Here is a 25,076-nt window from a genome sequence, read left to right on the forward strand (position 1 = left end):
GATACCACTTAAAATCAACTCGTTATACGCTCTTTCAAACACTATGCGCTTGGCGGTGTAGAATTGTTAAAAACCCTTCAGAGAAGTTCTCATATTCGTTGAGCAGACGGTCGACTTTATTCGTTAAACGGTTATAGGCAATTACCGCTGGAATAGCGGCAAACAGCCCGATAGCGGTCGCAATCAACGCTTCTGAAATACCCGGCGCAACCGCGGCTAAAGTGGCATGCTGGACGTCGCCCAATGATTGGAAAGCGTGCATAACGCCCCATACGGTTCCGAACAAACCGATATAAGGCGCCGATGAACCGACCGTAGCCAATAAAGACAGGTGGTTTTCCAATGCATCCGACTGTCTTGAAAAGGCAATTTTCATCGTTCTTTGGGCACCAGAAACCAAATCCGCCGCCTCTTGCACACCCTGTTGCTTTAAACGGGCAAACTCTTTAAAACCATCCGCAAAGATAAGCGCCAAACCCGCCGCATCATGGCGGTTAGATTCTACTTGATGATAAAGGCTCGATAATTCTTGAGTTTCCCAAAATATTTTTTCAAACTGTTTGGCTTCACGTAACGCTTTACGGACTTGATAAGACTTTGCAAAAGCCACCGACCAAGCCGCTAATGACATGATGGCCAGCAACACCATTACCGTTTGCACTACAGGACTGGCCGTTAATATAATTTCAATTAAATCACTATCGTTCATGAGTATCTCTTTCCAATATCTGGAGAATTAATTTTAAAAATCAGTTTATATCGTGCACATCATTCTAACGTATTTCTTGACCAATTTTAACCTAATGTAATTAATTTACATTTAAAATAAGCCATTACGATTCTTCGAAATTTAGATGGCGATAAGCATGTGAAGTGGCCATACGACCTCTTGAGGTTCTAACCAAGAACCCCTGCTGAACCAAAAAAGGTTCGATCACATCTTCAATCGTTCCACGTTCTTCACCTAAAGCGGTAGCCATACTATCAATCCCGACAGGGCCGCCTTCAAACTTATGGATCAAGGTTTCCAAAAAACGTCTATCCATTTTGTCTAGCCCCAACGAATCGACCTCTAATAAATTCAACGCCAAATCGGCAATCGACTGGGTTATCACACCATTACCTTTCACTTGAGCGTAATCGCGCACTCTACGCAATAGACGGTTTGCGATACGTGGTGTCCCTCTAGAGCGGCGCGCGATTTCCCGAGCCCCTTCTGCTTCTGAGTGCATCCCCAAGATAGAAGCTGAACGTGTCACAATCTGTGTCAGCTCATCATCGCTATAAAACTCCAAACGCTGAACCAAACCGAAACGGTCACGCAAAGGTGAAGTCAGCAGGCCTGCTCTTGTCGTTGCACCAACCAAGGTAAAAGGCGGAATATCAATCTTGACACTTTGTGCAGCAGGCCCTTCACCGATAACGATATCGATCTGGAAATCTTCCATTGCCGGGTATAAGACCTCTTCTACAATCGGACTTAAGCGATGAATCTCATCCACAAACAGAACGTCATGCGGCTCTAAACGTGTCAAAATCGCAGCCAAATCACCGGGCTTTTCAATCACCGGCCCTGATGTCTGACGTAAAGTCACCCCCATCTCTTGTGCAATGATATTGGACAAAGTGGTTTTACCCAGGCCTGGTGGCCCATAAAGCAGCACATGATCCAAAGCTTCATTGCGCATTTTGGCCGCATCCATAGAGAGTTGAAGCTGCTCTCTTACAGCGGTCTGGCCAATGTATTCGTCTATCTGCTGCGGGCGTACCGTAGGGATACTATAGATGTCATCCTCAGTCTCTTGACTGCCGATAATACGGTCTGTTTCAATCATCTAAAGTTTCACCCCTTGTAAGGCCCGTTTAATAATGGCTTCCAATGTTAACCCCTCTTCAAAGACCCCTGCAACCATTTTTTCTGCCTGGTTATTTTTGTATCCTAAAGCAATCAATGCCTCACAAGCTGACTGTTGTATTGAGCTCGCAAAACCGGTTGTTGGAATCGATGTTTGCTTGGATGATGAGTCACTAATCGGTTGATAATTCAATAGCCCAGATTCTACAATCGGCTTGAGGCGATCACGCATTTCGATCTGTAGCCGTTCAGCGGTTTTTTTACCCACACCAGGAATACGTGTCAATGCCGAAATATCCCCGGTATCCACATAACTACAAAACTCATTGACCGACATGGCCGACAAAATACCCAATGCCATCTTAGCGCCTACACCATTGACCTTAATCAAGGTTTTAAACAGAACTCGTTCCGATTCAGTGGCAAAGCCGAACAACAGCATGGCATCTTCACGGACATGCATATGCGTGAGAATCGTGACAGAGTCATCCACCGACTCCAGCTGATAAAACGTCGACATCGGAGCCTCTATCTCATAACCGACACCATTGACATCCAGCAATAACATTGGCGGCATTTTTTGAACTAAATTACCTCTTAAAAAGCCAATCACTTTTCATCTTCTCCTAGAACTTGGTACCTTTGGAAATCAATTCGGCATCAATCCCCAAAGACATATAACGGTCGTGACATAAGGCACAGGCTAGAGCGTCTGCCGCATCTTCTTGAGGTTTGTCGGTCAATTTCAGTAAGTTTTGAACCATATATTGCACCTGGTCTTTATTGGCATGCCCTTTACCCACAATGGTGCTTTTGATTTGGGTCGGCGTGTATTCCATAATCTCTACATTCTTAATCGCCGCGGCGCATAAGATGACGCCTCGTGCCTGCCCCAAGGTAATCGCTGATTTAGGGTTCTTATAGACAAAGACTTTTTCAACCGCCATCACATCGGGTTGATATTGGTCGATAATCTGGCAAATGGATTCAAAGATGTTTTTCAGGCGTTGCGCACCGGAGAATTTCTCGACTCGAATGACTCCACTCACTAAATACTTGGCAGAATAGCGCCCCGATTCCACAACTCCAAAACCGGTTTTGCGAGACCCAGGGTCAATACCTAAAATACGTTTTAACTTTGCCAAAAAACACCTCTGACCAGGCCTGGTTGATTTAAATTAGGCCATAAAAAAGCGGGCATAAACACCCGCTTAACATTTAACCAAAATCACTTGGATTTTACCAAACCTGCTTTTCGAGAAAAATCGAGCATTCTTTGTAACGAAACCAAGGCCTTTTGGCGAATGGGTTCTGCAATATGGATTTCACCAGTACGGTTTTTAATGCAATCGCGAAGATTCTCTAAACCGTTCATCGCCATCCATGGACAGTGTGCACAACTATTACAAGACTGTACTTTGCTACCGGTCGGCGCAATATAGAGCTTTTTGTGTGGTGCCGTTTGCTGCATTTTATAAAAAATACCGTAATCGGTTGCGACGATAAACTCTTCATCCGGCATCGATTCAACCGCATTCAGCAACACTTTGGTTGAACCGACAACATCCGCCAAATCCACCACTTCAGAGGGGGATTCGGGATGTACCAAAACTTTTGCTTTGGGGTGTTTCTGTTTTAACGCTTCGAGTTCAAAGGTTTTGAATTCGTCATGAACAATACAATGCCCTTGCCAACGGATCATCTCGATACCCGTCTGTTTCTCAATCCAGTCACCTAAATGACGGTCAGGTGCCCAAATGATCTTTTTACCCTGCTCTTTTAAATGATTGACGATCTGCAATGCATTACCAGAGGTTACCACCCAATCCGCAATGGCCTTGACTTCAGCACTGGTGTTAGCATAAACCACCACGGTGTAGTCAGGGTATTGAGCGCAAAACGCCGCAAATTCATCTGCCGGGCAGCCAACATCCAATGAACAGGTGGCATCCAAATCAGGCATGAGTACGGTTTTTTCCGGGCTAAGCATTTTGGCGGTTTCACCCATAAAACGCACCCCACAAACCACCAACATGTCTGCTGTGGACTGTGCTCCGAAATTCGCCATCTCCAGAGAGTCGGCAACCACACCGCCGGTTTCCTCCGCCAAAGCCTGCAACTCATCATCCACATAATAATGGGCAACCAATTGCGCATTATTATCCTTTAACAACTGCTTGATTTCAGCTTTCAAAGCCGTCTTTTGCTGCTCATTCAACCAAGGTTGAGTTGGCGCATCAGCCGCCAACTTCTGAATACGCGACTCCAGCTGCACAGGAATGTTCAACGCCTTTTCCTGGGCTTTTTGTTGCTGTGTATCGCTTATTGATTGCGCCATGGCTAAACTCTCTTCACTCAGACTTAAAAGGTTTAAGCTTCACCACGTGCTGGCTTTCTAAAACGTAGAGCCAACTCAGCAAGCTGTGCGTTATCGACCAGGCCTGGTGCTTCAGTTAATAGACAGGCCGCAGACTGGGTTTTAGGGAAAGCGATTACATCACGAATGGAATCGATATCCCCAAGAATCATCACCAAACGATCCAAACCAAATGCCATACCCGCATGCGGAGGACAACCGTACTTCAATGCGTTCAATAGGAAGCCAAACTTATCTTGCGCCTCTTCATCTGAAATGCCTAATAATTTAAAGACGGCTGCTTGCATATTGGTATCGTGAATACGTACCGAACCACCACCGACTTCCAACCCGTTGATAACCAAGTCATACGCTTTAGACAACATCTGTTCAGGTTCATCGTGGTTTAGAATCTCTTCCGTGGTCGCTTTTGGTTGCGTGAATGGATGGTGAATCGCCGTCATTCGAGCCGTTTCTTCATCCGCTTCAAACATCGGGAAGTCAACCACCCATACCGGTTTGAACTTGCCGTTAAGCATCCCTAAATCTTCACCAATCTTAACACGCAAAGCCCCTAACGCATCGTTAACGACTTTAGCGTTATCCGCACCAAAGAATACGATATCACCATCTTGCGCACCGACACGTTGCATGATATCCATAACCTGGTCTGGGAAGAATTTAACAATCGGCGACTGCAAACCATCAATACCCGCAGATAAATCATTCACCTTGATATAAGCCAAACCTTTTGCACCGTAGATACCCACAAACTTGGTGTATTCGTCAATCTCTTTGCGGCTCATAGAACCTGCGCCAGGAACCTTAAGGGCTACAACACGACCTTTCGGGTCTTTAGCGGGTGCGGCAAAGACTTTGAATTCGATATCTTGCAACAAATCAGCGATATCGACTAACTGCATATCAATACGCAAGTCAGGACGGTCAATACCGTACTTTTGAATCGCTTCGGAATAAGGCATACGAGGGAAGTCGCCTTCAAACTCATGACCAATCGTTTCTTTGAAGATGGTTTTGGTTAGCCCTTCCATCAAATTCATTACCGCATCTTCTTCCATAAATGAAGTTTCGATATCCAACTGGGTGAATTCAGGCTGACGGTCGGCACGTAAATCCTCATCACGGAAACAACGTGTGATTTGATAGTAACGGTCAAAACCTGACATCATCAACAACTGCTTGAATAGCTGTGGAGACTGCGGCAAAGCGAAGAATTTGTTCTGGTGAGTTCGACTTGGCACCAAGTAGTCACGCGCACCTTCTGGTGTTGACTTGGTTAGGATTGGTGTTTCAATATCCATGAAGTTATTGTCATCTAAATAACGACGCATTGAACGAGTCACCTTATAACGCAACATCAAGGTCTGTTGCATCTCATCACGACGTAAATCGATATAACGATATTTTAGACGAGTCTCTTCACCCACATTCTTATCATCCAACTGAAATGGAATAGGCTCAGCCATACTCAAGACATTCAGCTCGCTGGCAACGATTTCAATTTTACCCGTTGTCATATTAGGGTTGATTGTACCCTCTGTACGTGGAATGACTTTACCGGTAATCTGCAATACACACTCAGAACGCAAACGCTCCGCTTTAGCAAATACTTCCGCTGTATCAGGGTTAACCACCACTTGCACCAAACCTTCACGGTCACGTAAATCGATAAAGATAACCCCACCGTGGTCACGGCGACGATGCACCCAACCTGCAACGGTTACTGTTTGGTCAATAAATGATTCTGTAACTTGCCCACAATACTGCGTACGCATACTCTTTAAACCCTTTTAATTTCACAGCTCTCGCTGTTTTAAATCGCTTTGGTCACCTAAACACTTAGAACAAGTGTTGTAAAGCAACCACTAAAAATAAACTATATTTCTAAACAAAATCCAAGCATGACAATCTCAACAACCTCAATAAAACGGGTTATTTTGGATCAATCGCTGGAGTCTCTTCAGAGGAATTCTCAATTTTCTTTGTCTGGTTTTTAGCAAAACCATTCTTCATGCCTGGGACAACCACACCACCAGAGATGACCATCTTCAAAGCGTCATCTACACTCATTTCCAACTCAATAATTTCATGTCTTGAGGCCATGATAAAAAACCCCGAAGTTGGATTGGGTGTTGTCGGTACAAACAAATTAACCGTATCACCCATTTGAGTTTTCTGCTGAGCTTCACCCTGATGCGTCCCTGTTTGAAACGCCAAAGTCCACAGACCTTTTCGAGGATATTCAATCAAATAGGCCTTTTCAAACATTTGGTCGCCGGAACCAAATACCGCTTCTGCAATTTGTTTGACCGCATTGTAAATGGAACGAACCAAAGGGATACGAGATAAAAAAGACTCCCATATCTCTACAATCTTACTACCTAAGAAGTTAGCAACCACAAAACCGGTGAATAAAATCAACAAGAAAGACAGAACCACACCAATACCTGGGATATTCACACCCAGCAGGGTTTCTGGTCTATAAGCATAAGGGATCAACAACAAAGACTGGTCGAATAAATCAACCAAAAATTTGATGACGGCAATAGTCACACCCAAAGGCAACCAGATTAACAAGCCAGCTATCAAATAACGCTTAAAAAAAGACACGGAGTTCAACCTTGTTGGACTTTCCTGTAAACCGAAAGCAGATTAAAAATAAATAAACGAGTTATTATAAAGGAATTCGTATAACAATTAACACTAGATTTAGACAGAAGCGATGGTTTTAACCATATTTTTTAGAGTTAAGCCAACAACTAGCAGCTACATAGTAACTAACAAAAAAACCACTACCCTCATTAAGACAATTTAACCCCAATAATCTAGGTTACAGAGTCAGTTTTTGATACAGTTACAAAACAGATAACCCTAAAGAACACCCCCTCATCCAACACATTTATAAACAACAATAAGCAACAAAATAACAACAGGCTAAACCATGACAACACTCAGCACCTCTCAACTTCTCATTTTCAGCGGCATTCTTGGGCTTGTAATCGGCAGTTTCTTATCCATGTTAACCTGGCGACTTCCTCGAATCATGATGTTAGAAGAAGAGGAACAGCTAAAAGAGATTAGCCTAGGAGGCTCCAAATGCCCACAATGTGATGCCACCCTTCCCTGGTATCGCCTCATCCCCCTTTTCAGCTGGCTTGCAACCAAAGGTAGATGCCACAATTGTAAAACCAAAATCTCAGCACGTTACCCTCTGATTGAAGCATTAACCGCCATAATCACCATTACCTGCATGTGGCAATTCGGCTTAACAACCGAAGGCATAGCCGCCACCTTATTCAGCTGGATTTTAATCGCCATTTTTGTGATTGACTACGAACATCAATTAATCTTAGACAACCTGAGCCTACCCCTGCTCTGGCTTGGCTTACTCCTCAATACACAAACTTTATTTGCCACCCCTATTGACGCCATCTGGGGTGCGGCCATTGGATACCTTTTACTATGGGTAGTCTTTCACAGCTTCAAACTGCTCACCGGAAAAGAAGGCATGGGATACGGAGACTTTAAATTACTCGCGGCTTTAGGAGCTTGGTTTGGCTTTATCGCGCTCCCACAAATCATTCTGATTGCCGCTGTAACCAGCATTTTGATCAGCCTTATTGGAATCATGCTCAAAACCCGTGATCGAAATACCCTTATGGCATTTGGGCCTTTTCTTGCCATTGCAGGCTGGGCAACTTTGTTTTTTGGACCCAATATTTTCTAAGCACACCAAAAAAATAAAGCAAAAATTTCAGACATAAAAAAAGCGCCTAAGGCGCTTTTTTATTTAGGGCTAAATTTTAATCATCAAAAAAACATCCGCTAAACACGGCACAACAACAGTTTTTTTAAACTCGAGAAAACAGCGAAAACTACATTCCAAACCGATTATGAAAACCTGATTCGTTAGTCCTTAAGTTAGTCATTATGCGATTACGCACCTAACTTAGACTCTACCAATTCACACACCTGGGTCATCTTCAACTTATTGCTTTTGACAAAATTCATAACATACTGGAACATTCCTGGATTCTTCTGCTCCAAAGTCGTATCAATAATCAAACATTTCTGCCCTTCGTACAGTTCAGGATGGAGCAGATCCGAATAAACCAAACGCTGCATCTCATAGCTTGCGCCCATAGATGAAATACGGTCAATCCAATCACTTGGTCTAAATTTGCGCCCATCTTCTGTGACGCCTTCGATAACATATTTACAGTGCTGCACTTTTCTAGCCCATATCCAGAATTTCAAACCTTTAAATTCTAACACAATAAATTGTTACATTGCCCATCATAAATGCAGTTTTTTCGTAATTTTTAGAATCATGTTTTCATTCAAAACACCGCCAGCACCGCTTACTTTAAAACAAATCAAGCAAATCACTATAATTTCCTGCATTTTCCCAGCCAATTAGATGAATTCATTAAGCAAACTCCTTCATAAGATGGCATAATATTTCGTCCAATAAAACGAGTTTTGGTAAGCACAAAATTTAGCATAAAAAATCCTGCAAAATAGACGCTTACAATGAAATCCGGCCGAGCTTTTAAACACTATAAAGCACGACGCAAAACGCAGTATTAAGCACACAACCCAATTGATGATTAAGGTTTTAAAATGACGCAGTATCAAACAGATGATTTACGCATCAAGAACATCACAGAAGTTCGCCCACCTCGTGAATTGCATGATGAATTCCCTCTTACCGAAATGGCCGCTCAAACGGTATACGATACACGTCAACAGATTCACAACATCCTTGCAGGTCGTGATGATCGACTTTTAGTGGTGATTGGACCTTGCTCTATCCACGATACTGGAGCGGCTCGTGAATACGCAAAAAAATTGAAAGAGCAAATCGCACACTATAAAGACACCCTTCTTATTGTCATGCGTGTCTATTTTGAAAAACCAAGAACAACGGTTGGCTGGAAAGGGTTAATCAATGATCCAGGTTTGAACGAATCTTTTGAAATCAATAAAGGGTTAGGTTTAGCGCGTGAGTTACTACGTGACGTCAATGACATGGGGGTTCCTGCAGCAACAGAATTCTTAGATCTAATCTCACCTCAATATGTAGCCGACCTGATCTCTTGGGGGGCTATCGGCGCACGAACAACAGAAAGTCAGGGGCATCGTGAACTTGCATCAGGCCTTTCTTGCCCGGTTGGTTTCAAGAATGGAACCGATGGAGGATTTAAAATCGCCGTTGACGCTATCCGTGCTGCAAACAACCCACACATCTTCATGTCCATGACCAAAGACGGCCACTCAGCCATCTTTGAAACCAGCGGTAATGAAGACTGTCACGTGATTCTTCGTGGCGGAAACGAAGGCCCTAACTATGAAGCGGAATTCGTAGCGGATGCCGTCAACCAGCTACAAGCTGCTAAAGTGGAAGATAAGCTGATGATTGACTGTAGCCATGCAAACAGCAGCAAGCAACACGAAAGACAACTGGTCGTGGCGGAATCCATTGCTGAACAACTTGCTAACGGCTCACCTTACATTATGGGTGCGATGGTTGAAAGCCACCTAGTCGGTGGCCGTCAAGATGTTGAACCAGGCAAACCGCTTAACTATGGTCAAAGCATCACCGATGCTTGTCTAGACTGGGATGATAGTTTGACCGTTCTAGAAACCTTATCAAAAGGTGTTGCGGCAAGAAGAGCGCTTAATAGTAAATAACCTATTGAAATCAAATTAAGTTATCTCCTTGCTTTATCGAAAAATGCCCGGCTTTATGACAAAAACCGGGCATTTTTTTGTGCTCTGAAATCACACAAAAGCAATCTTGTTCAGCAAACATTCAAACAGAAAATTTTCTCGCAACAAGGATAATCCGTCAAAAGTGCAAATAACCTTTGAGTTCTCCACCCTGCTGATTAAAAACCTCACCATCTTGCAATAGTACAGGTGAAACACTTTCAATCACCCGGCCGATAACCGTGAGCTCAACACCGATTTTTGAAGCTTTTTCGTGCATCGTTTTAAAGTCATCTTCAAGCATGGTGAAACAAAGCTGATAATCATCACCACCCGTTAAAATCGTCGTCCAATCTTGGGTTTTATCAATATACTTTTGGGTAGCGCTTGAAAGAGGGATTTGACCTAACTCAATTTCAGCATTCAAACCTGGGGTTGATTGCTCGAAGATATGCCCCATATCCGCTAATAGTCCATCTGAAATATCAATCGCACTGTTCGCATAATCACTCAACAGCCGGCTCAATAAAAGTTGCGGGATCGGACGGTTTAACGCAGCCAACAAAAAGCTTTTTTCTTCGGCGCTTAAAGCGTTATCGACCTGTCTTGGCAAACTGTTTTGCGCCACTTTCAAACCTAAAGCGCCATCTCCAATAGTATTGGTAACACAAATCAAATCATCACATTGAGCACCTGAACGGCGTACCGCCTTCCCCTGCTCGACCCAACCTTGTGCAGTGACCGTTACCGTTAAATGCCCTTTGGTGGTGTCACCACCAATTAACGGGATGGAATACTGTTCACTGATTGCTGTTAAACCTCGAGCAAACTCACCCAACCAGGCCTGTTCATTATTGGGCAAAGTCAGCGCCAAAGAGAAAAAACCCGGTTCGGCACCCATAGCCGCCAAATCACTTAAATTAACCGCCAAAGCTTTCCAGGCAATATCATAAGCATTGGTCTCTTCAGGAAAATGTACTCCACTCACCAAGGTGTCGGTAACCACAACCAACTGGTGATTGGCAGGCACATTCAAAACCGCACCATCATCACCAATACCAAGCTCATTGGCTTGCAACCCTTTGGACAAAGGCAGAAAACAACTGTTTATTAATTCAAATTCTGAAGCCATCTATCCATACTTCTTCTAGTTACCACAAGACCTTTTCATAAAATCAATAACGGATATGCAGTCAAGATTTCTCTGAACCTCGTTCAAAACACTCTCAATCACACTAATACCATTGAACAATTTAAAGGCCTAAATAAAAAAAGCCCCGCACCGAATGCGAGGCTTTGAAAACAAGGCGAAAGCCAAACTGTTTTAACATCTAAAAATCTACGTCAGTTAAGCGAATTCTGCGGCACGCAACTGTTTAGCCGCCTTATCCAAGATTCCGTTAACATACTTGTGACTTTCTTCAGCGCCAAAACGTTTGGCAAGCTCAACACTTTCGTTGATGACGACTTTATACGGAATTTCAATCTTAGACTGCAACTCATACACACCCATACGCATAATCGCACGCTCAACAGGGTCGATACGCGCTACCGATCTATCAAGATAATCAGCATACAGAGCATCAAGAGCTTCAGAACTTTGAGAGACTTCTGAAATAAGCTCTTTGAAGAAATCAAACTCTAAACCTTCTAGAAGCCCGTCCTCATTGAACTGCTTAATGATTTGAGGAATTTCTTCATTCGTCATTTGCCATTGGTATAAGGCCTGCAAAGCTACACGACGTGATTGAGTTCGCGGAGCGACCTGACCTTCATTCTCAACCACTTCTTCGCCTTGACCAGGCTGGATATCCTTAATTGTCTTCATTAAAGCTTCTTCAATACGTTAACCATTTCAATTGCCGAAAGCGTTGCTTCCTCACCTTTATTGCCCATTTTGGTACCGGCACGTTCAATTGCTTGTTCAATTGAGTTCACCGTCAAAATACCAAATGCAACAGGAATACCATGCTTAAGCATCACACTGCTAATTCCTTTAGTCGCTTCACCAGCCACATAATCAAAGTGTGGCGTACCACCCTGAATAACAGCACCTAACGCAACAATCGCATCATATTTACCAGAAGCAGCCATTTTCTCAACGGCCAAAGGAACTTCAAAAGCCCCTGGAACCATAACTTGAGTGATGTTATCCGAAGAACCACCGTGTCTTTCAATGGTTTCAATGGAACCCTTTACCAAGTGATCAACGACAAAACTATTCCATCTCGTTACGACAAACCCGATTTTCATACCATCGGCGTTTAGGTTTCCTTCTACCATTTTCATATTTTTTCTCTTAATCTATTTTATATTAGCGATTTAATCCGCTATTTTGCCACATTTCCCGGAATTAAAAAACCGAATCAATTCAACATTCCAATCCAACCATGTCAGCAGAGTTCCGTTAATCTTTTTTCTCAACCACTTCGGTAATCTCAAGGCCGAAACCGCTTAAAGCCGTCATACGCCAAGCTGAACCGATGATTTTCAACTTCTTAATTCCAAGATCAGCGATGATTTGCGCTCCTAAACCATAGGTTTTGGTGTCATCTTCTGCGATTCTGTCAGGTGATTTCACGCCTAAATCCTTCATCTGATATTGTTGAATCTTATCCAACAACTCTGCGGCTTCCTCATGCTTACGTAAAACCACAATGGCGCCACAACCCTCTTCCGCCACCTGCTTCATAGCCTTATCTAAAGACCAACCACACTCTTGACGCTGAGAGCCAAACACATCACATAAAGTATCCAGCATATGCACACGTACTGCCGTCGGTTTTTCACTATCGATAGTGCCGTAAACTAAAGCGAAATGCGCTTTCTGCTCAAGTACATCCTGATAACCGATCAGCTTAAAATCACCAAACTGTGTTGGCAATTTACATTCAGAAACACGTTCAATGGTTTTCTCATTTTGCAAACGGTACTCAATCAAATCGGCAATCGTACCAATCTTCAAATCGTGTTCGGCAGCATAACTTTCCAAATCTTCACGACGCGCCATTGAACCATCTTCATTCATGATTTCAACAATGACAGAAGCCGGCTCGAAGCCCGCTAAACGTGCCAAATCGCAACCTGCTTCGGTATGGCCTGCACGGGTCAAAACCCCACCTGGTTGAGCCATCAATGGGAAAATATGTCCTGGAGTGACAATATCCGCCGGTCCCGCACCTGGAGCAACCGCCGTCTGTACCGTAACCGCTCTATCGCCAGCAGAAATCCCGGTTGTCACCCCTTCAGCTGCTTCGATGGAAACCGTAAAATTAGTACCGTTTTGATCGGTATTATTCGTCACCATCAAAGGCAAATGCAGTTGGTTACAACGCTCTTTGGTTAAAGTTAGGCAAATTAAACCTCTACCGTATTTCGCCATAAAGTTAATATCAGCGGCATTGCAAGTGCTTGCCGGAACCAAAAGGTCACCCTCATTCTCACGGTCTTCATCATCCATTAGAATGACCATTTTGCCTTGTTTGTAATCCGCGATAAGTTCTTCTATTGTATTCAATGGCATTTTTATTTAAATCCGTTTTCTGCTAAAAATTGTTCGGTTATTGTACCCGTTTGTTTGGCTTGTGGCGCAGTCATCATGCGCTCTAAATAACGAGCCAACAAATCCACTTCCAAATTGACGCTTGAACCTACTTGCAGATGTTTGATTGTGGTTTCTTGGCGGGTATGCGGCACAATATTCACCCCAAAAACGCAACCCTCCACCTGATTCACCGTCAAACTGATTCCGTTGATGCAAATCGAGCCTTTAGCGGCAATATACTTGCAAATTTCAATAGGTGCTTCAACCTCATAACGCCATGAACGTGCATCTTGAGAAATTGACTTCACATGCCCTACACCATCAACGTGGCCGCTAACCAAGTGGCCGCCCAATCTATCCTGCAACGTCAGCGCCTTTTCCAAATTCACAGGCGTACCCACTGACCAATCACCGGCGTTCGTCACCGTTAAGGTTTCTCCAGAAACATCGGCGACATAGTAGTTGTCGCCAAACTCAATTGCCGTTAAACAAATACCATTGGCGGCGATACTATCGCCAATCTGCACATCACTCATATCAAGCTTACCCACTTGAATTGTGATACGCCAATCTCCATCACGAGGTTCTATCTTAGAAATCGAACCCTCTGCTTGAATAATTCCTGTAAACATGAATTCAGTCCTTTAATGCCAAAACGATTCGAGCATCATCACCAAAACGATCGATGGATTGGATACGTAAATTGATTTTATCGGCCATCGTTTCAATACCAGGCAGAACAAACATCGGTTTAGCCATATTCCCCATTAATGAAGGAGCAATAAAACAGTGCAACTCATTCACCAAGCCCGACTGTATAAATGCGCCGGCAACAATCGCACCCGACTCAACCATAACATCATTAATCTGCTCTACTTCAGCCAAATAACGCAAAATAGATTCGATATCCAAACGATCATCCTCTGCGGCAACCGCGACCATATCAACACCTTTAGCATCAATCGCTTCTACGATTTCCGGACTGCGTTCAGCGGTTTCACGCGAAGTCATTAAAATCGTCCTACCTGGTAAACCTAACATCTTGGCATCTAACGGCATGCTTAAATTAGGATCCAACACCACCCGAATTGGATGACAATTATCTTGGGTTAAATTTAACTTAGCCAGTTCTTCATCGCTTAAACGCACCGTTAAACTCGGGTTATCGGCCAATACGGTCCCAATTCCGGTAATGAGGGCGCCACAACGAGCACGCATTCTATGCACCTCTAATCGAGACTCTTCGCCAGTAATCCAGTGGCTTTCGCCATTTTCCATGGCGGTACGGCCATCTAAACTACTGGCCATTTTCAATCTAACAAAAGGTAGCTGCTTTTCCATCTTTCTAATAAACCCTAAATTAATTTGTTTAGCCTCCGCTTCCAAAACTCCGACCAATACCTCAATACCGGCGTTTCTAATGCGTTCTATGCCTTGCCCCGCGACCATAGGATTAGGATCTTGCATCGCCACAACCACACGAGCCACTTCAGCCTCAATCAAACCGTCGGCGCAAGGTGGTGTTCTTCCAAAATGGGAACAAGGCTCTAAAGTGACATAAGCGGTTGCGCCTTTGGCATTAACACCTGCTTGAGCAAGCGCCACCCTTTCCGCATGAGGCTGACCTGCCCGCTGATGCCAACCCTCTCCCACAACCTGTCCATCTTTGACCAAGACACATCCGACAGCCGGATTCGGTTTGGTCGAATACAAACCTTTTTTCGCCAAATCGATAGCTTGCTGCATATAGCGCAAATCGGAAGAGGTTGTGGCAGACACGTTTAATCCTTGATAAGTTTGATTGGAGTTTTTACTTTGCGGTAGTCATCTTAACTAAACGCTCAATCTCTTCCCTAAAGGCGTTTACATCCTGAAAAGAGCGGTAGACTGAAGCAAAACGGACATAAGCGACTTGATCCAAATCGCGTAAAGCATCCATAACCCATTCACCTAGTTGTGAAGATGGAATCTCCCGAACCCCTTCTGACATCAAACGTTTGGTCATTTGACTGGCTACCTGGTCAATGGCGTCGCTCGATACCGGACGTTTTTCCAAGGCCTTAATCAACCCACGACGGATTTTATCCTCATCAAATTTCTCGCGATTACCATCACTTTTCACTACACGAGGTAAAGACAATTCCGCAGACTCATAAGTCGTAAAACGTTCCGAGCACTCGATACACTCTCTACGACGTCGAACCTGCACCCCTTCCGTTGCCAAGCGTGAATCAATCACCTTAGTATCAGATGCATTACAAAAAGGACAGTGCATAAAAACTCCCTGAGTTTGTCTTATCACATTTAATTTAACGCTAATTGATTACCCATTCAACGCGAAATTAAATCTAATAATTTTTTATCAATTCTTCTATAAATTTCTTTATATTTTTTGAAAAAATTCTAAATTTTAAAAACTAAAAAACCACCAGGCCTGGTGGTTTTTTATATTCTGTTTAGGCGATAATCAACCTATATTCGATTTTATAAAATGAATCGAAATCAGCCGACATTATCTGTAAACAGGCTTGGCTTCACATAAAGCAGAAACTTTTGCGCGAACATCCGCAACAACCGTTTCATCCCAAGTTTCATTTGCTTGGTCACAAGCATCAATCACATCACACATCCAAGTCGCTAAGTTTGTGCAATCTTCTTCATTGAAACCACGAGTGGTTGCCGCTGCCGTACCCACACGAATACCAGACGTCACAAATGGTGACATAGGGTCATTTGGTACAGAGTTTTTATTGATTGTAATATGCGCCGCATCTAATGCCGCATCAACCAACTTACCTGTCAAACCTTTTTCAATTAAGCTAACCAAGAACAGGTGGTTCTCTGTCCCGCCTGAAACCACATCACAACCACGAGCCATAAACACTTTTGCCATCGCCTTAGCGTTAGCAATGACATCTGCACAGTAAGTTTTCCACTCAGGCTCTAGACACTCTTTGAATGCCACCGCTTTTGCCGCCATAACGTGAACCAAAGGACCACCTTGACCACCAGGGAAAATAGCAGAGTTTAGCTTTTTCTCTAACTCAGGATTCGACTTACAAAGAATCAAACCACCACGAGGTCCACGTAATGTTTTATGGGTAGTCGTCGTTACCACATCCGCGAATGGAACAGGGTTTGGATATTTACCACCTGCAATCAAACCTGCAACGTGAGCCATATCCACGAATAAGTAGGCACCAACCGAATCGGCGATTTCACGGAATTTAGACCAGTCGATTACTTGAGAATAAGCAGAGAAACCAGCGATGATCATCTTAGGCTTATGCTCGTTCGCTAATGCCTGAACTTCATCATAATCAATCTGACCAGAAACTGGGTCAATTCCGTATTGAACCGCGTTATAAATTTTTCCAGAGAAACTTACGTGAGAACCGTGAGTTAAGTGGCCACCGTGTGCCAAACTCATCCCTAAAACCGTATCACCTGGGTTTAACAACGCCATATAAACTGCGGCATTTGCTTGAGAACCCGAGTGTGGCTGTACGTTTGCATAGTCAGCGCCGAATAGTTCTTTTGCACGATCAATCGCAGCTTGTTCAACTACATCAGCAAATTCACAACCACCGTAATAACGCTTGCCAGGGTAACCTTCAGCGTACTTATTTGTGAAATAAGAGCCTTGGGCTTCCATTACACGTGGACTTGTGTAGTTTTCAGATGCAATTAACTCAATATGAGATTCTTGGCGATTTTCTTCATTTTTAATCGCATCAGCAATTAAGTCATCATAGCCAGCGATGGTCATTGATTTTGTGAACATTTTTACGGTTCTCCGTTTCAAAAAGATCGAATATTTTCAAAGAAGACGATTTTACCTGTTTTACTCCAAATAGCCAAATGTATTCTTAATTTGACCACTATATGTAGTGTTTTTATAACATCGTCGTTGATTTAAAGCTTTATATAATGGCTTTTTTTAGGTAAAGTTTCTTAAATTAAATTTATACATATCATTAACAAATCATATATAGAAAAATAATTAGGAAATCACATGGCTCAGTTTGTTTACACCATGAACCGCGTGGGAAAAGTTGTCCCGCCTAACCGTCACATCCTTAAAGATATCTCCCTATCGTTTTTTCCAGGCGCCAAGATCGGTGTTTTAGGTCTAAACGGTTCTGGTAAATCAACCCTACTAAAAATCATGGCAGGCCTGGATACCGACATCGTAGGTGAAGCAAGACCGCAGCCAGGGATTAAAATCGGTTATCTCGCACAAGAACCGCAACTGGATGAAACCAAAACCGTTCGTGGAAACATTGAAGAAGCGGTTTCTGAAGTGAAAAATGCCTTGGCTGAGCTGGATGCGGTGTATGCCGCATACGCTGAACCGGATGCGGACTTCGATGCCCTGGCAAAAAAACAGGCTGAAATCGAAGACATCATTCAAGCCAAAGATGGACACAATATCGACCGCACTCTAGAAATTGCCGCTGACGCTCTTCGCCTACCCGACTGGGATACGGATGTTTCTGTGCTTTCTGGTGGTGAGAAGCGTCGTGTTGCTCTGTGCAAACTTCTGCTTGAAAAGCCTGACATGTTATTACTGGATGAACCAACCAACCACTTGGATGCGGAATCCATCGCTTGGCTGGAACGTTTCTTACTGGATTTCCCAGGTACGGTGGTCGCCATCACGCACGATAGATACTTCCTAGATAACGCCGCGCAGTGGATTTTAGAATTGGACCGCGGTGAGGGAATCCCTTATGAAGGCAACTACTCTTCTTGGCTTGAACAAAAAGAGAAACGTTTAGAGCAGGAATCCAAGTCTGAAGCGGCACGCATGAAAACCATCAAGAATGAACTTGAGTGGGTTCGTTCTAACGCCAAAGGCCGTCACGCCAAATCTAAGGCACGTATGGCTCGCTTTGAAGAATTAAGCAGTCAAGAAAACCAGAAACGTAATGAAACCAGTGAAATCTTTATTCCGGTTGCGGAGCGTCTGGGTGAAAAAGTCATCGAAGTGAATCATATATCCAAAGGTTTTGGTGACCGCCTATTGATCGACGATTTGAACTTCCGTTTACCGCAAGGTGGAATTGTCGGTATTATCGGTGCTAACGGTGCGGGTAAATCGACACTATTCAAAATGTTAACAGGCCAGGAAAAACCAGATAGCGGTTCTATCGAATTTGGGGAAACGGTCAAACTTTCTTACGTTGACCAGAGCCGTGATGCCCTGGATGATAACAAATCAGTTTGGGAAGAGATTTCTGAAGGTGATGAAATCTTTATGGTCGGCAATACCGAGGTGAACTCACGTGCATACTGCAGTCGTTTTAACTTCAAAGGTGGCGACCAACAAAAGAAAATCGGTCAACTTTCAGGTGGTGAACGTAACCGTGTGCATCTAGCCAAAACATTGAGAAGTGGCGGTAATTTACTATTATTGGATGAACCAACCAACGATTTAGACGTAGAAACCTTACGAGCGCTTGAAGAAGCTTTACTAGAGTTTGCCGGTTGTGCGGTGGTCATCTCCCACGACCGTTGGTTCTTGGACCGTATTGCCACACATATGCTTGCATTCGAGGGTGATTCCCATGTAGAGTGGTTTGAAGGTAACTTCTCAGACTATGAAGAAGACTTAAAACGCCGCAAAGGGGCTGATGCCGCGCAACCTCACCGAATCAAATACAAGCCGATTTCAAAGGATTAAAGCATGACTGAAATTCATACTACTGCATCACATTTAGAAGCCATTGCCAACGCGATGCCCGACCCTATCTTTGTGATGGGTCAAGACGGTACCTATTTAGATATCGTTGGTGGTCAAGCACGCAACCTTTATGCGGATGGCTCAGGATTGATTGGGAAAAAATACCATGAAGTATTGCCCGAGCAAATGGCCAACCGTTTTTTAAAAGTGGTGCAGAGAGCGATTGCCTCAGGTCAACTACAAGAAATTGAATATCAATTGGCCAATGATGAGGTTGAAGGCATTCAAGAAGGCCCTAAAGGTGGTCAATGGTATGAAGCACGCGTCTATCCTGTAACCGATGGTACTTATGAGCAACCTGCCGCTATCTGGCTTGCTATCAATATTACCAGCCGTAAACACATGGAAGAGCAGATTGAACATCTCTCTTCTACCGACCCTCTTACGGAACTGTTCAACCGCGACTTCTTTTTAGGTCTTGTTGATGAAGAATTGAATAAAGCCCGCTTGAACAACAAATCACTCTCTCTGATTAAAATCAACTTAGACTGTTTTAAACGTGTCACCGATGGTTATGGTCATGAAATCGGCGATAAAGCAATCCTGACTGCCGCGCATGCGATTAAAAACGTGGTCAAGGAACTCGGTTATATTGGTCGCTTGAGTTGTGATCAATTTATGGTGGTGTTGCCTGAAGTGAAAGCGGTTGATGCTTTCCGTATCGCCAAACTTGCCCAAGAAACCATCGCTGCGCAAAAAATCAAGCTGGACGATGGACAGACTACCTGTTTAACCAGCCATGCAGGTGTGACAGAACTGCGTGCTAAAGAAGAGGACAGCCAAGTCTTGTTTCAACGTGTGAATGCGGCAATTCAGGCTGCGGAAGGTACTCGTGATATTACACGTATAATGTAATATCAAAAATTTGACTGCTTGTTTATTGTTAGGAGAAATATCATGTTCAGAACAATCACTAAACTTATCGGCGCTTTCGGATTAAGCCTGTTAATGGCATTTTCGACAACCGCAAATGCTGCGGATGACGGTGCCAAGGTCGTCTACCATGTCGACTTTAAGGATCCAACGCGTTATTCCGCTACCTTGACCTCCATTAACAATATCATGAACTTTTATGAGTCTGAATTGATGGAGGCGGATGTACACTTGGTGTTTGTAGGCTACGGTTTACGTTTTACAACGGATGATGCTCTAAAAGGAACTCCCTATGAAGCAGATGAAGCACTCTTGAAGCGCCGAGATGAACTTAAAGGCCGTCTAGATGCATTGATTAATACTCGTGGCGTTAAAGTGCATTTATGTGATAAAACCCGTGATGAAGTCGGGTTACCACAAGACAAGGTTTACAAAGGTATTCAGTTTGCGCCCTCTGGTGTAGCCAAAATCGCTATTCTACAAAGCGAAGGTTACTCTTACCTTAAAGTACAATAATGCATCAACCAGCTTAGATAGCTAACCCATCAATATGAAAACTAGCAAGACCATTATAAAACCGATAACGATAAACTTATTAATGGTCTTCTTTCTTTTTGGCTGCTCGAGTACAACGACACAACCTCCTCAACAACTCCCTCCTCTTGTAAAGCCTGATTATGATGTTGAAAACCCCAGCAAAAGCAACAGTTACAATTTAATCAATACACTCAATCGACTGTTAAACAACCAATTCAATGGTGACAGAATAGAAGGGATTGAACGGGTTTCGACCATCCAGAAAAACCGACAAATCATCATTCAAGTCATCCACGACCCGGAAATTTGTTACAGCAACCTTATAAAAGAGATTGCACAATCTGCCGGCCGAGTGAATGGCATCAACTTTCAAAACAGCATGACTTTAAATATTGTTGATCGCTTTTGCGATACAAATCTGTTCTACATCATGCGAAACCAAGCCCTAAAAGAAGAAATCATAGTTCAATATAAAGACCTCAATGGTAATCAAGTTGCGACACATACAATCAATCAACAACTCTGCAAAATTTAATTGAACTTACCAGGCCTGGTTAACTTTAAGTTATATATCTCAAGCCCGATAAACGCTCCATACAAATTTCCAGCTAAACCTCCCTTATTGCTATATTTCTAAGACTAGATGCATTTAAATACTCGTGGTTTTAAGTAATAGCTGCAGTTTTTAACAAATAGCTAGGTTTGTCAAAATTGGATTTAGACCGCTTTTATTAAGCCGACCAAGCCAAATCCCGTCTGGCTAATTCAAGCCAACTCCACCAGGTTCTCTCAATCATAAAAAGATACTCATTCACTAAGCCGGTTAAATGAAGTGACCCCAAAAAGTTGGACATTTTAGTTAAGCGGCACTTAAGGCCTGATTTCGATATTCTATCGGAGTCAGGCCTTTTAGTTTCACCTTGATTCGTTTTGTATTGTAATACTCAATATAATCTTTAATCTCTTCCATCAGATGCTCAGCACTATTGAATTTCTTGCGATGGTACATCTCTGTTTTTAAAATCCCAAAAAAGTTCTCAGCAACTGCATTATCTAAGCAGTTCCCTTTTCTTGACATACTCTGAGTTAATCCATTTTCTTTCAGTAGCTTCTGTACATCACTATGCTGATACTGCCAGCCTTGATCACTGTGGAATATGGGTTTGACTTTGCCTGTTAACTTATTGATTGCTTCTTTAAGCATGTCGGTCACCAGTGGTAGCCGTGCACTCTTAGCCACTCGATAACTAATCACTTCTTGGTTAAACAGGTCAATCACCGGGGATAAGTAAACTCGCTGTTCTCCGACTTTAAACTCCGTGACATCGGTGACCCATTTTTTATCCGGTGCATCAACATGGAAGTTTCTTTGAAGCACATTCTCGGCAATTCGGCCTACTTGACCTCTATAGGATCGGTAACGCTTTGGCCTGACGAATGACTTCAAGTTCAGTTCTTGCATTAAACGTTGAACGGCCTTCTTGTTTAAAAAGTGACCTAAGCGTCTTAACGCATAGGTCATGCGTCGATACCCATAACGACCTTTATGTTCATTAAAGAGTTGTTGAATCGCTCTTTTAACGTCCGCATAACGATCAGGCAGCGCACTGCGCGCCTGATGGTAATAAAACACACTTCGTGCAAGCCCTGCGGCCTTGAGAAGATGTTTAAGTGGATAGAACTTTCTAAGCTTATCTATGAGCCCTGCTTTTTCTTGCTTTGGCGTTCTTTTTCCTGAAGCAGGGCATCGAGCTTTTTTAAATAGGCATTCTCCGCTCGACGGTATTCGAGTTCTTCTCGTAACTCTTCTAGGCTCATTTGTTCGGTTGGTTTAATGGTTTCTTGCTTTTGGTTTTTTTTCATTTTTCTACCCTGCTTTTTAGGTTGTAAGCCTGAAAGGCCGAACCGTTCGAATTGAGTGAGCCAAGTAGAAATCGTACCCGCAGAACTCATGTTATAGACAATACTGGTATAACTAATAGACCAGTGATTTTCACGCATGTGTTTTAGGATACGATATTTGTCTTCAAAAGAGTATGGTGTGTTACGTTTGATAAACGCATTTTGACCATGGAAACGATAGACTTGTGTCCAGTAACGGATATAGCGATCTGGAATACCGAGTCGCTTGGAAATGGACAGACTGGATTCATGAGAAAGGCATTGCTTAGCAATCGCCAGTTTAAATTCTCGATTGTATTTGGACATGAAAAACCCCCAAAGTTGGTGTCCAACATTTGGGGGTCACTTCAAAACACCAAATTTCAGACATAAAAAAACCGGCATATAGCCGGCTTTTTATTGCGTGTTAAACAACTTAAAGAATTAAGCCATTTCACCTGGGTATGCTTCGATACCTGGATTGTTTTTAACACCCTTAAGCTTAGGATGGTTAACTTTCTTAAGCTTAGTCGAACCTTTATGGTTACGTAGGTAATCAGCTGCAACATCCCACATTAGGCGACCTTGACCAACTGCTTCAACCTGCGCCCAACCAGCAACAGTGTATGTTTTGTTCGCTTCTAAAGGAGTTCCATCATCTAGACGCATTTCAGAGATACGGCTACCGAACTTACCGTTTGGCTCACAAGTATAGTCCATACCACCTAGACGAACCATATCACCACCTGACTGTAGGTATGGGTCTTTTTGGAATAGGTTCTCACAGATACCTTCAAGGATATCCTTCATTTGCGCACCAGTCACTTCTGATTTGTAAGTCTCACCATAAGTCATAGATGTTTCATCCATAACACGTTCCATAGTGATCATTTCGCCAGCTAGTACAGAAGTACCCCAACGAACACCTGCAGACATAGCGATTTGAGTATCGTGCTCTTCACGTAGAGAGTTTACGATGATCTGATCCCAAGTCCCCATGAAGTTACCACGACGATATAGAGTATCTTCTGCCACAGCTAGTTCTTCACCAAGAATCTCACCATAAGTTTTACCTAGACGGTCTTTGTTTACAGCGCGATCTGGGTTACGTGATTCAACGATGTTTTCATCATACTTTTTAGTGTACAAATGATCGATGAAAGTTTGTACTTCAGCATCTGCAGCAAGAACATTAGAGAATACAGGAAGTAATTTGTAGTCAACACCACGTAATTTACCATTCTGGATATCTAAATCCATGCAACCTACGAACTTACCGTTAGAACCCGCGTTAGTTACGTGACATACACCACCTTCTGGAGTCTTAACAGGAGTTGTCTTAGGAATACCATCGTGTGTGTGACCACCAAAGATAGCGTCGATACCGCTAACACGTGATGCCATCTTGATATCAACATCCATACCGTTGTGAGAAATCATAACGATAGCCGCTACTTTTTCTTTTTCACGGATCTTGTCAACTAGCTCTTGTAAAGCATCTTCACGAAGACCGAAAGACCAATCTGGGAAGTTTGACTGAGGGTTAGCGTTAGCAGTACGAGGGAACGCTTGACCAACAACCGCAATACGCTCACCGTTTACAATTTTAATAGTATAAGGCTTGAATGCACGAGCTTCGTCTTCATCATAAAGACCAACACCATTGTGTGCCGCTACCATTTCACGGTAATCATCACCGAATAAAGAATCTTCTTTGATACGTACGTTTTGCGCTAAGAACTCACCTTTGAATGCGTTAAGGTTTTTAAGAACCTCTGCTTCACCGTATGTGAATTCCCAGTGACCAGTCATAATGTCCACACCTAAAAGGTTAGAGGCTTCAACCATGTCCATACCACGTGTGAATAACGCAGTACCTGAACCGTGCCATAAATCACCACCATCCATAGTTAAAGTGTTATCACGTCCACCAGCTTGTTCACGTAACTTATCTAATAAAGTCTTAACGTGGGCAAAACCACCAACTTTACCATACTGCTCAGAAGCATCTTGGAAGTTCATGTAAGTGAAAGCATGCGCTAAAGGCGTATTTTCCTTAACACCGATCTCTTTTAATAATTTTGTACCAACAACGTGTGGTAATTTACCAAAAGCAGGACCAGTTCCTAAGTTAACGTTAGGCTCACGGAAATAAATTGGCTTTAACTGAGCATGTGTATCAGTAATGTGTAATAGACGAACCTTACCTTTCATAGGCTGGTTATAAATCTCATCTGATGCCTTCAGAGCAGCAGCTTTATCAGCTCCACCAGACATTGCACTAGCTGTACCAGGTAACATCCCTGCTGCTGCAGCCATTGACATTACATGAAGAAATTCGCGGCGATTTAAAGACATAGGTCTCTCCGTTTTTATGAAAAATACGCCCTTTTTCAAGGGCATTAAAATTTTAGTCAGACAAATTTAAGGGCAAGCCCATATAAAGTCAAATAAATGTAAGTTATCCGCTATTAGAAAATTCTTATTAGCATTTACTAATAAAGTAACTTTTGAAAATTTTCTTTAAATTCTAGAACTTAAAGAATATACG

The 25,076-nt window shown here is 43.1% G+C and carries 25 protein-coding genes; 6 read left to right on the forward strand and 19 right to left on the reverse strand.

What is annotated here, in order from left to right; all coding sequences use genetic code 11:
* Nucleotides 1–34 precede the first annotated feature (34 nt).
* From tolQ to L6421_RS07075, 7 genes are all read right to left on the reverse strand, one after another.
* Nucleotides 35–709, reverse strand: a complete 675-nt coding sequence (gene tolQ, locus L6421_RS07045; protein ID WP_237260852.1) for a protein TolQ — start codon at nt 707–709, stop codon at nt 35–37.
* 124 nt (nt 710–833) lie between these two features.
* A complete protein-coding gene (gene ruvB / locus L6421_RS07050; RefSeq protein ID WP_237260853.1) occupies nt 834–1,835 on the reverse strand; it encodes a Holliday junction branch migration DNA helicase RuvB in 1,002 nt (333 codons plus the stop codon).
* A complete protein-coding gene (gene ruvA / locus L6421_RS07055) occupies nt 1,836–2,468 on the reverse strand; it encodes a Holliday junction branch migration protein RuvA (RefSeq protein WP_237260856.1) in 633 nt (210 codons plus the stop codon).
* 13 nt (nt 2,469–2,481) lie between these two features.
* A complete protein-coding gene (gene ruvC / locus L6421_RS07060) occupies nt 2,482–3,000 on the reverse strand; it encodes a crossover junction endodeoxyribonuclease RuvC (protein WP_237260858.1) in 519 nt (172 codons plus the stop codon).
* 83 nt (nt 3,001–3,083) lie between these two features.
* The gene (gene nadA, locus L6421_RS07065) at nt 3,084–4,193 is read right to left on the reverse strand and encodes a quinolinate synthase NadA (RefSeq protein ID WP_237260859.1); all 1,110 of its coding nucleotides are present in this window, start codon (nt 4,191–4,193) and stop codon (nt 3,084–3,086) included.
* A 32-nt stretch (nt 4,194–4,225) separates the two neighbouring features.
* The gene (aspS, locus tag L6421_RS07070; RefSeq protein ID WP_237260860.1) at nt 4,226–6,007 is read right to left on the reverse strand and encodes an aspartate--tRNA ligase; all 1,782 of its coding nucleotides are present in this window, start codon (nt 6,005–6,007) and stop codon (nt 4,226–4,228) included.
* A gap of 157 nt (nt 6,008–6,164) precedes the next feature.
* Nucleotides 6,165–6,842, reverse strand: a complete 678-nt coding sequence (locus tag L6421_RS07075) for a DUF502 domain-containing protein (protein ID WP_237260861.1) — start codon at nt 6,840–6,842, stop codon at nt 6,165–6,167.
* Between the two features lie 331 nt (nt 6,843–7,173).
* Between L6421_RS07075 and L6421_RS07080 the strand changes: the two genes are divergently transcribed.
* Nucleotides 7,174–7,959 (forward strand): prepilin peptidase, encoded by a 786-nt coding sequence (locus tag L6421_RS07080; RefSeq protein WP_237260862.1) that lies wholly within the window; start codon nt 7,174–7,176, stop codon nt 7,957–7,959.
* Nucleotides 7,960–8,168: 209 nt separating this feature from the next.
* On the opposite strand, the gene L6421_RS07085 is transcribed toward L6421_RS07080, so the two are convergent.
* Nucleotides 8,169–8,462, reverse strand: coding sequence for a DUF3579 domain-containing protein (locus tag L6421_RS07085; protein ID WP_237260863.1), 294 nt, complete (start codon nt 8,460–8,462; stop codon nt 8,169–8,171).
* 393 nt (nt 8,463–8,855) lie between these two features.
* On the opposite strand from L6421_RS07085, the gene L6421_RS07090 reads away from it, so the two are divergent.
* Complete coding sequence (locus L6421_RS07090; protein ID WP_237260865.1) at nt 8,856–9,926, forward strand: 3-deoxy-7-phosphoheptulonate synthase; 1,071 nt, start codon at nt 8,856–8,858, stop codon at nt 9,924–9,926.
* A 157-nt stretch (nt 9,927–10,083) separates the two neighbouring features.
* Here the strand turns inward: L6421_RS07090 and thiL are convergent, their stop codons facing one another.
* The 8 genes from thiL to glyA form a co-directional block, all read right to left on the reverse strand.
* Nucleotides 10,084–11,076, reverse strand: coding sequence for a thiamine-phosphate kinase (gene thiL, locus L6421_RS07095; protein ID WP_237260867.1), 993 nt, complete (start codon nt 11,074–11,076; stop codon nt 10,084–10,086).
* A gap of 216 nt (nt 11,077–11,292) precedes the next feature.
* Complete coding sequence (gene nusB / locus L6421_RS07100) at nt 11,293–11,772, reverse strand: transcription antitermination factor NusB (RefSeq protein WP_237260869.1); 480 nt, start codon at nt 11,770–11,772, stop codon at nt 11,293–11,295.
* Nucleotides 11,772–12,233 carry a 6,7-dimethyl-8-ribityllumazine synthase gene (gene ribH, locus L6421_RS07105; protein ID WP_237260871.1) on the reverse strand — a complete coding sequence of 154 codons (462 nt, stop codon included), beginning with the start codon at nt 12,231–12,233 and terminating at the stop codon, nt 11,772–11,774. Before ribH ends, nusB begins: the two co-directional genes overlap by 1 nt.
* A gap of 118 nt (nt 12,234–12,351) precedes the next feature.
* Nucleotides 12,352–13,467, reverse strand: a complete 1,116-nt coding sequence (ribBA, locus tag L6421_RS07110; RefSeq protein ID WP_237260873.1) for a bifunctional 3,4-dihydroxy-2-butanone-4-phosphate synthase/GTP cyclohydrolase II — start codon at nt 13,465–13,467, stop codon at nt 12,352–12,354.
* Between the two features lie 2 nt (nt 13,468–13,469).
* Nucleotides 13,470–14,120, reverse strand: coding sequence for a riboflavin synthase (locus L6421_RS07115; protein ID WP_237260875.1), 651 nt, complete (start codon nt 14,118–14,120; stop codon nt 13,470–13,472).
* Between the two features lie 4 nt (nt 14,121–14,124).
* A complete protein-coding gene (gene ribD / locus L6421_RS07120; RefSeq protein ID WP_237260876.1) occupies nt 14,125–15,267 on the reverse strand; it encodes a bifunctional diaminohydroxyphosphoribosylaminopyrimidine deaminase/5-amino-6-(5-phosphoribosylamino)uracil reductase RibD in 1,143 nt (380 codons plus the stop codon).
* 31 nt (nt 15,268–15,298) lie between these two features.
* Nucleotides 15,299–15,763: a transcriptional regulator NrdR gene (gene nrdR, locus L6421_RS07125; protein WP_237260878.1), complete on the reverse strand. Its 465-nt coding sequence runs from the start codon at nt 15,761–15,763 to the stop codon at nt 15,299–15,301.
* A gap of 237 nt (nt 15,764–16,000) precedes the next feature.
* On the reverse strand, nt 16,001–17,272 hold the full coding sequence (gene glyA, locus L6421_RS07130; protein WP_237260880.1) for a serine hydroxymethyltransferase: 1,272 nt from the start codon (nt 17,270–17,272) through the stop codon (nt 16,001–16,003).
* A 231-nt stretch (nt 17,273–17,503) separates the two neighbouring features.
* On the opposite strand from glyA, the gene ettA reads away from it, so the two are divergent.
* The 4 genes from ettA (at nt 17,504) to L6421_RS07150 (ending at nt 21,179) form a co-directional block, all read left to right on the forward strand.
* Nucleotides 17,504–19,174, forward strand: coding sequence for an energy-dependent translational throttle protein EttA (ettA, locus tag L6421_RS07135; protein WP_237260882.1), 1,671 nt, complete (start codon nt 17,504–17,506; stop codon nt 19,172–19,174).
* Nucleotides 19,175–19,177: 3 nt separating this feature from the next.
* Nucleotides 19,178–20,089, forward strand: a complete 912-nt coding sequence (locus tag L6421_RS07140) for a GGDEF domain-containing protein (RefSeq protein WP_237260884.1) — start codon at nt 19,178–19,180, stop codon at nt 20,087–20,089.
* A 42-nt stretch (nt 20,090–20,131) separates the two neighbouring features.
* On the forward strand, nt 20,132–20,623 hold the full coding sequence (locus tag L6421_RS07145; RefSeq protein WP_237260886.1) for a DsrE family protein: 492 nt from the start codon (nt 20,132–20,134) through the stop codon (nt 20,621–20,623).
* An 82-nt stretch (nt 20,624–20,705) separates the two neighbouring features.
* Nucleotides 20,706–21,179 carry a hypothetical protein gene (locus L6421_RS07150; protein WP_237260888.1) on the forward strand — a complete coding sequence of 158 codons (474 nt, stop codon included), beginning with the start codon at nt 20,706–20,708 and terminating at the stop codon, nt 21,177–21,179.
* Between the two features lie 324 nt (nt 21,180–21,503).
* Here L6421_RS07150 and L6421_RS07155 read toward each other — a convergent pair whose 3' ends face one another.
* The 3 genes from L6421_RS07155 to L6421_RS07165 all read right to left on the reverse strand — a co-directional run bounded on the left by L6421_RS07155 (nt 21,504) and on the right by L6421_RS07165 (nt 24,883).
* The gene (locus tag L6421_RS07155) at nt 21,504–22,430 is read right to left on the reverse strand and encodes an IS3 family transposase (protein ID WP_237264432.1); all 927 of its coding nucleotides are present in this window, start codon (nt 22,428–22,430) and stop codon (nt 21,504–21,506) included.
* Nucleotides 22,340–22,852 carry a helix-turn-helix domain-containing protein gene (locus tag L6421_RS07160; protein WP_237260710.1) on the reverse strand — a complete coding sequence of 171 codons (513 nt, stop codon included), beginning with the start codon at nt 22,850–22,852 and terminating at the stop codon, nt 22,340–22,342. Before L6421_RS07160 ends, L6421_RS07155 begins: the two co-directional genes overlap by 91 nt.
* 117 nt (nt 22,853–22,969) lie before the next feature.
* Nucleotides 22,970–24,883 (reverse strand): 5'-nucleotidase C-terminal domain-containing protein, encoded by a 1,914-nt coding sequence (locus L6421_RS07165; protein WP_237260890.1) that lies wholly within the window; start codon nt 24,881–24,883, stop codon nt 22,970–22,972.
* Nucleotides 24,884–25,076: the final 193 nt, after the last annotated feature.

This window comes from Thiomicrorhabdus immobilis, assembly GCF_021654855.1.
Taxonomy (GTDB): Bacteria; Pseudomonadota; Gammaproteobacteria; order Thiomicrospirales; family Thiomicrospiraceae; genus Thiomicrorhabdus; species Thiomicrorhabdus immobilis.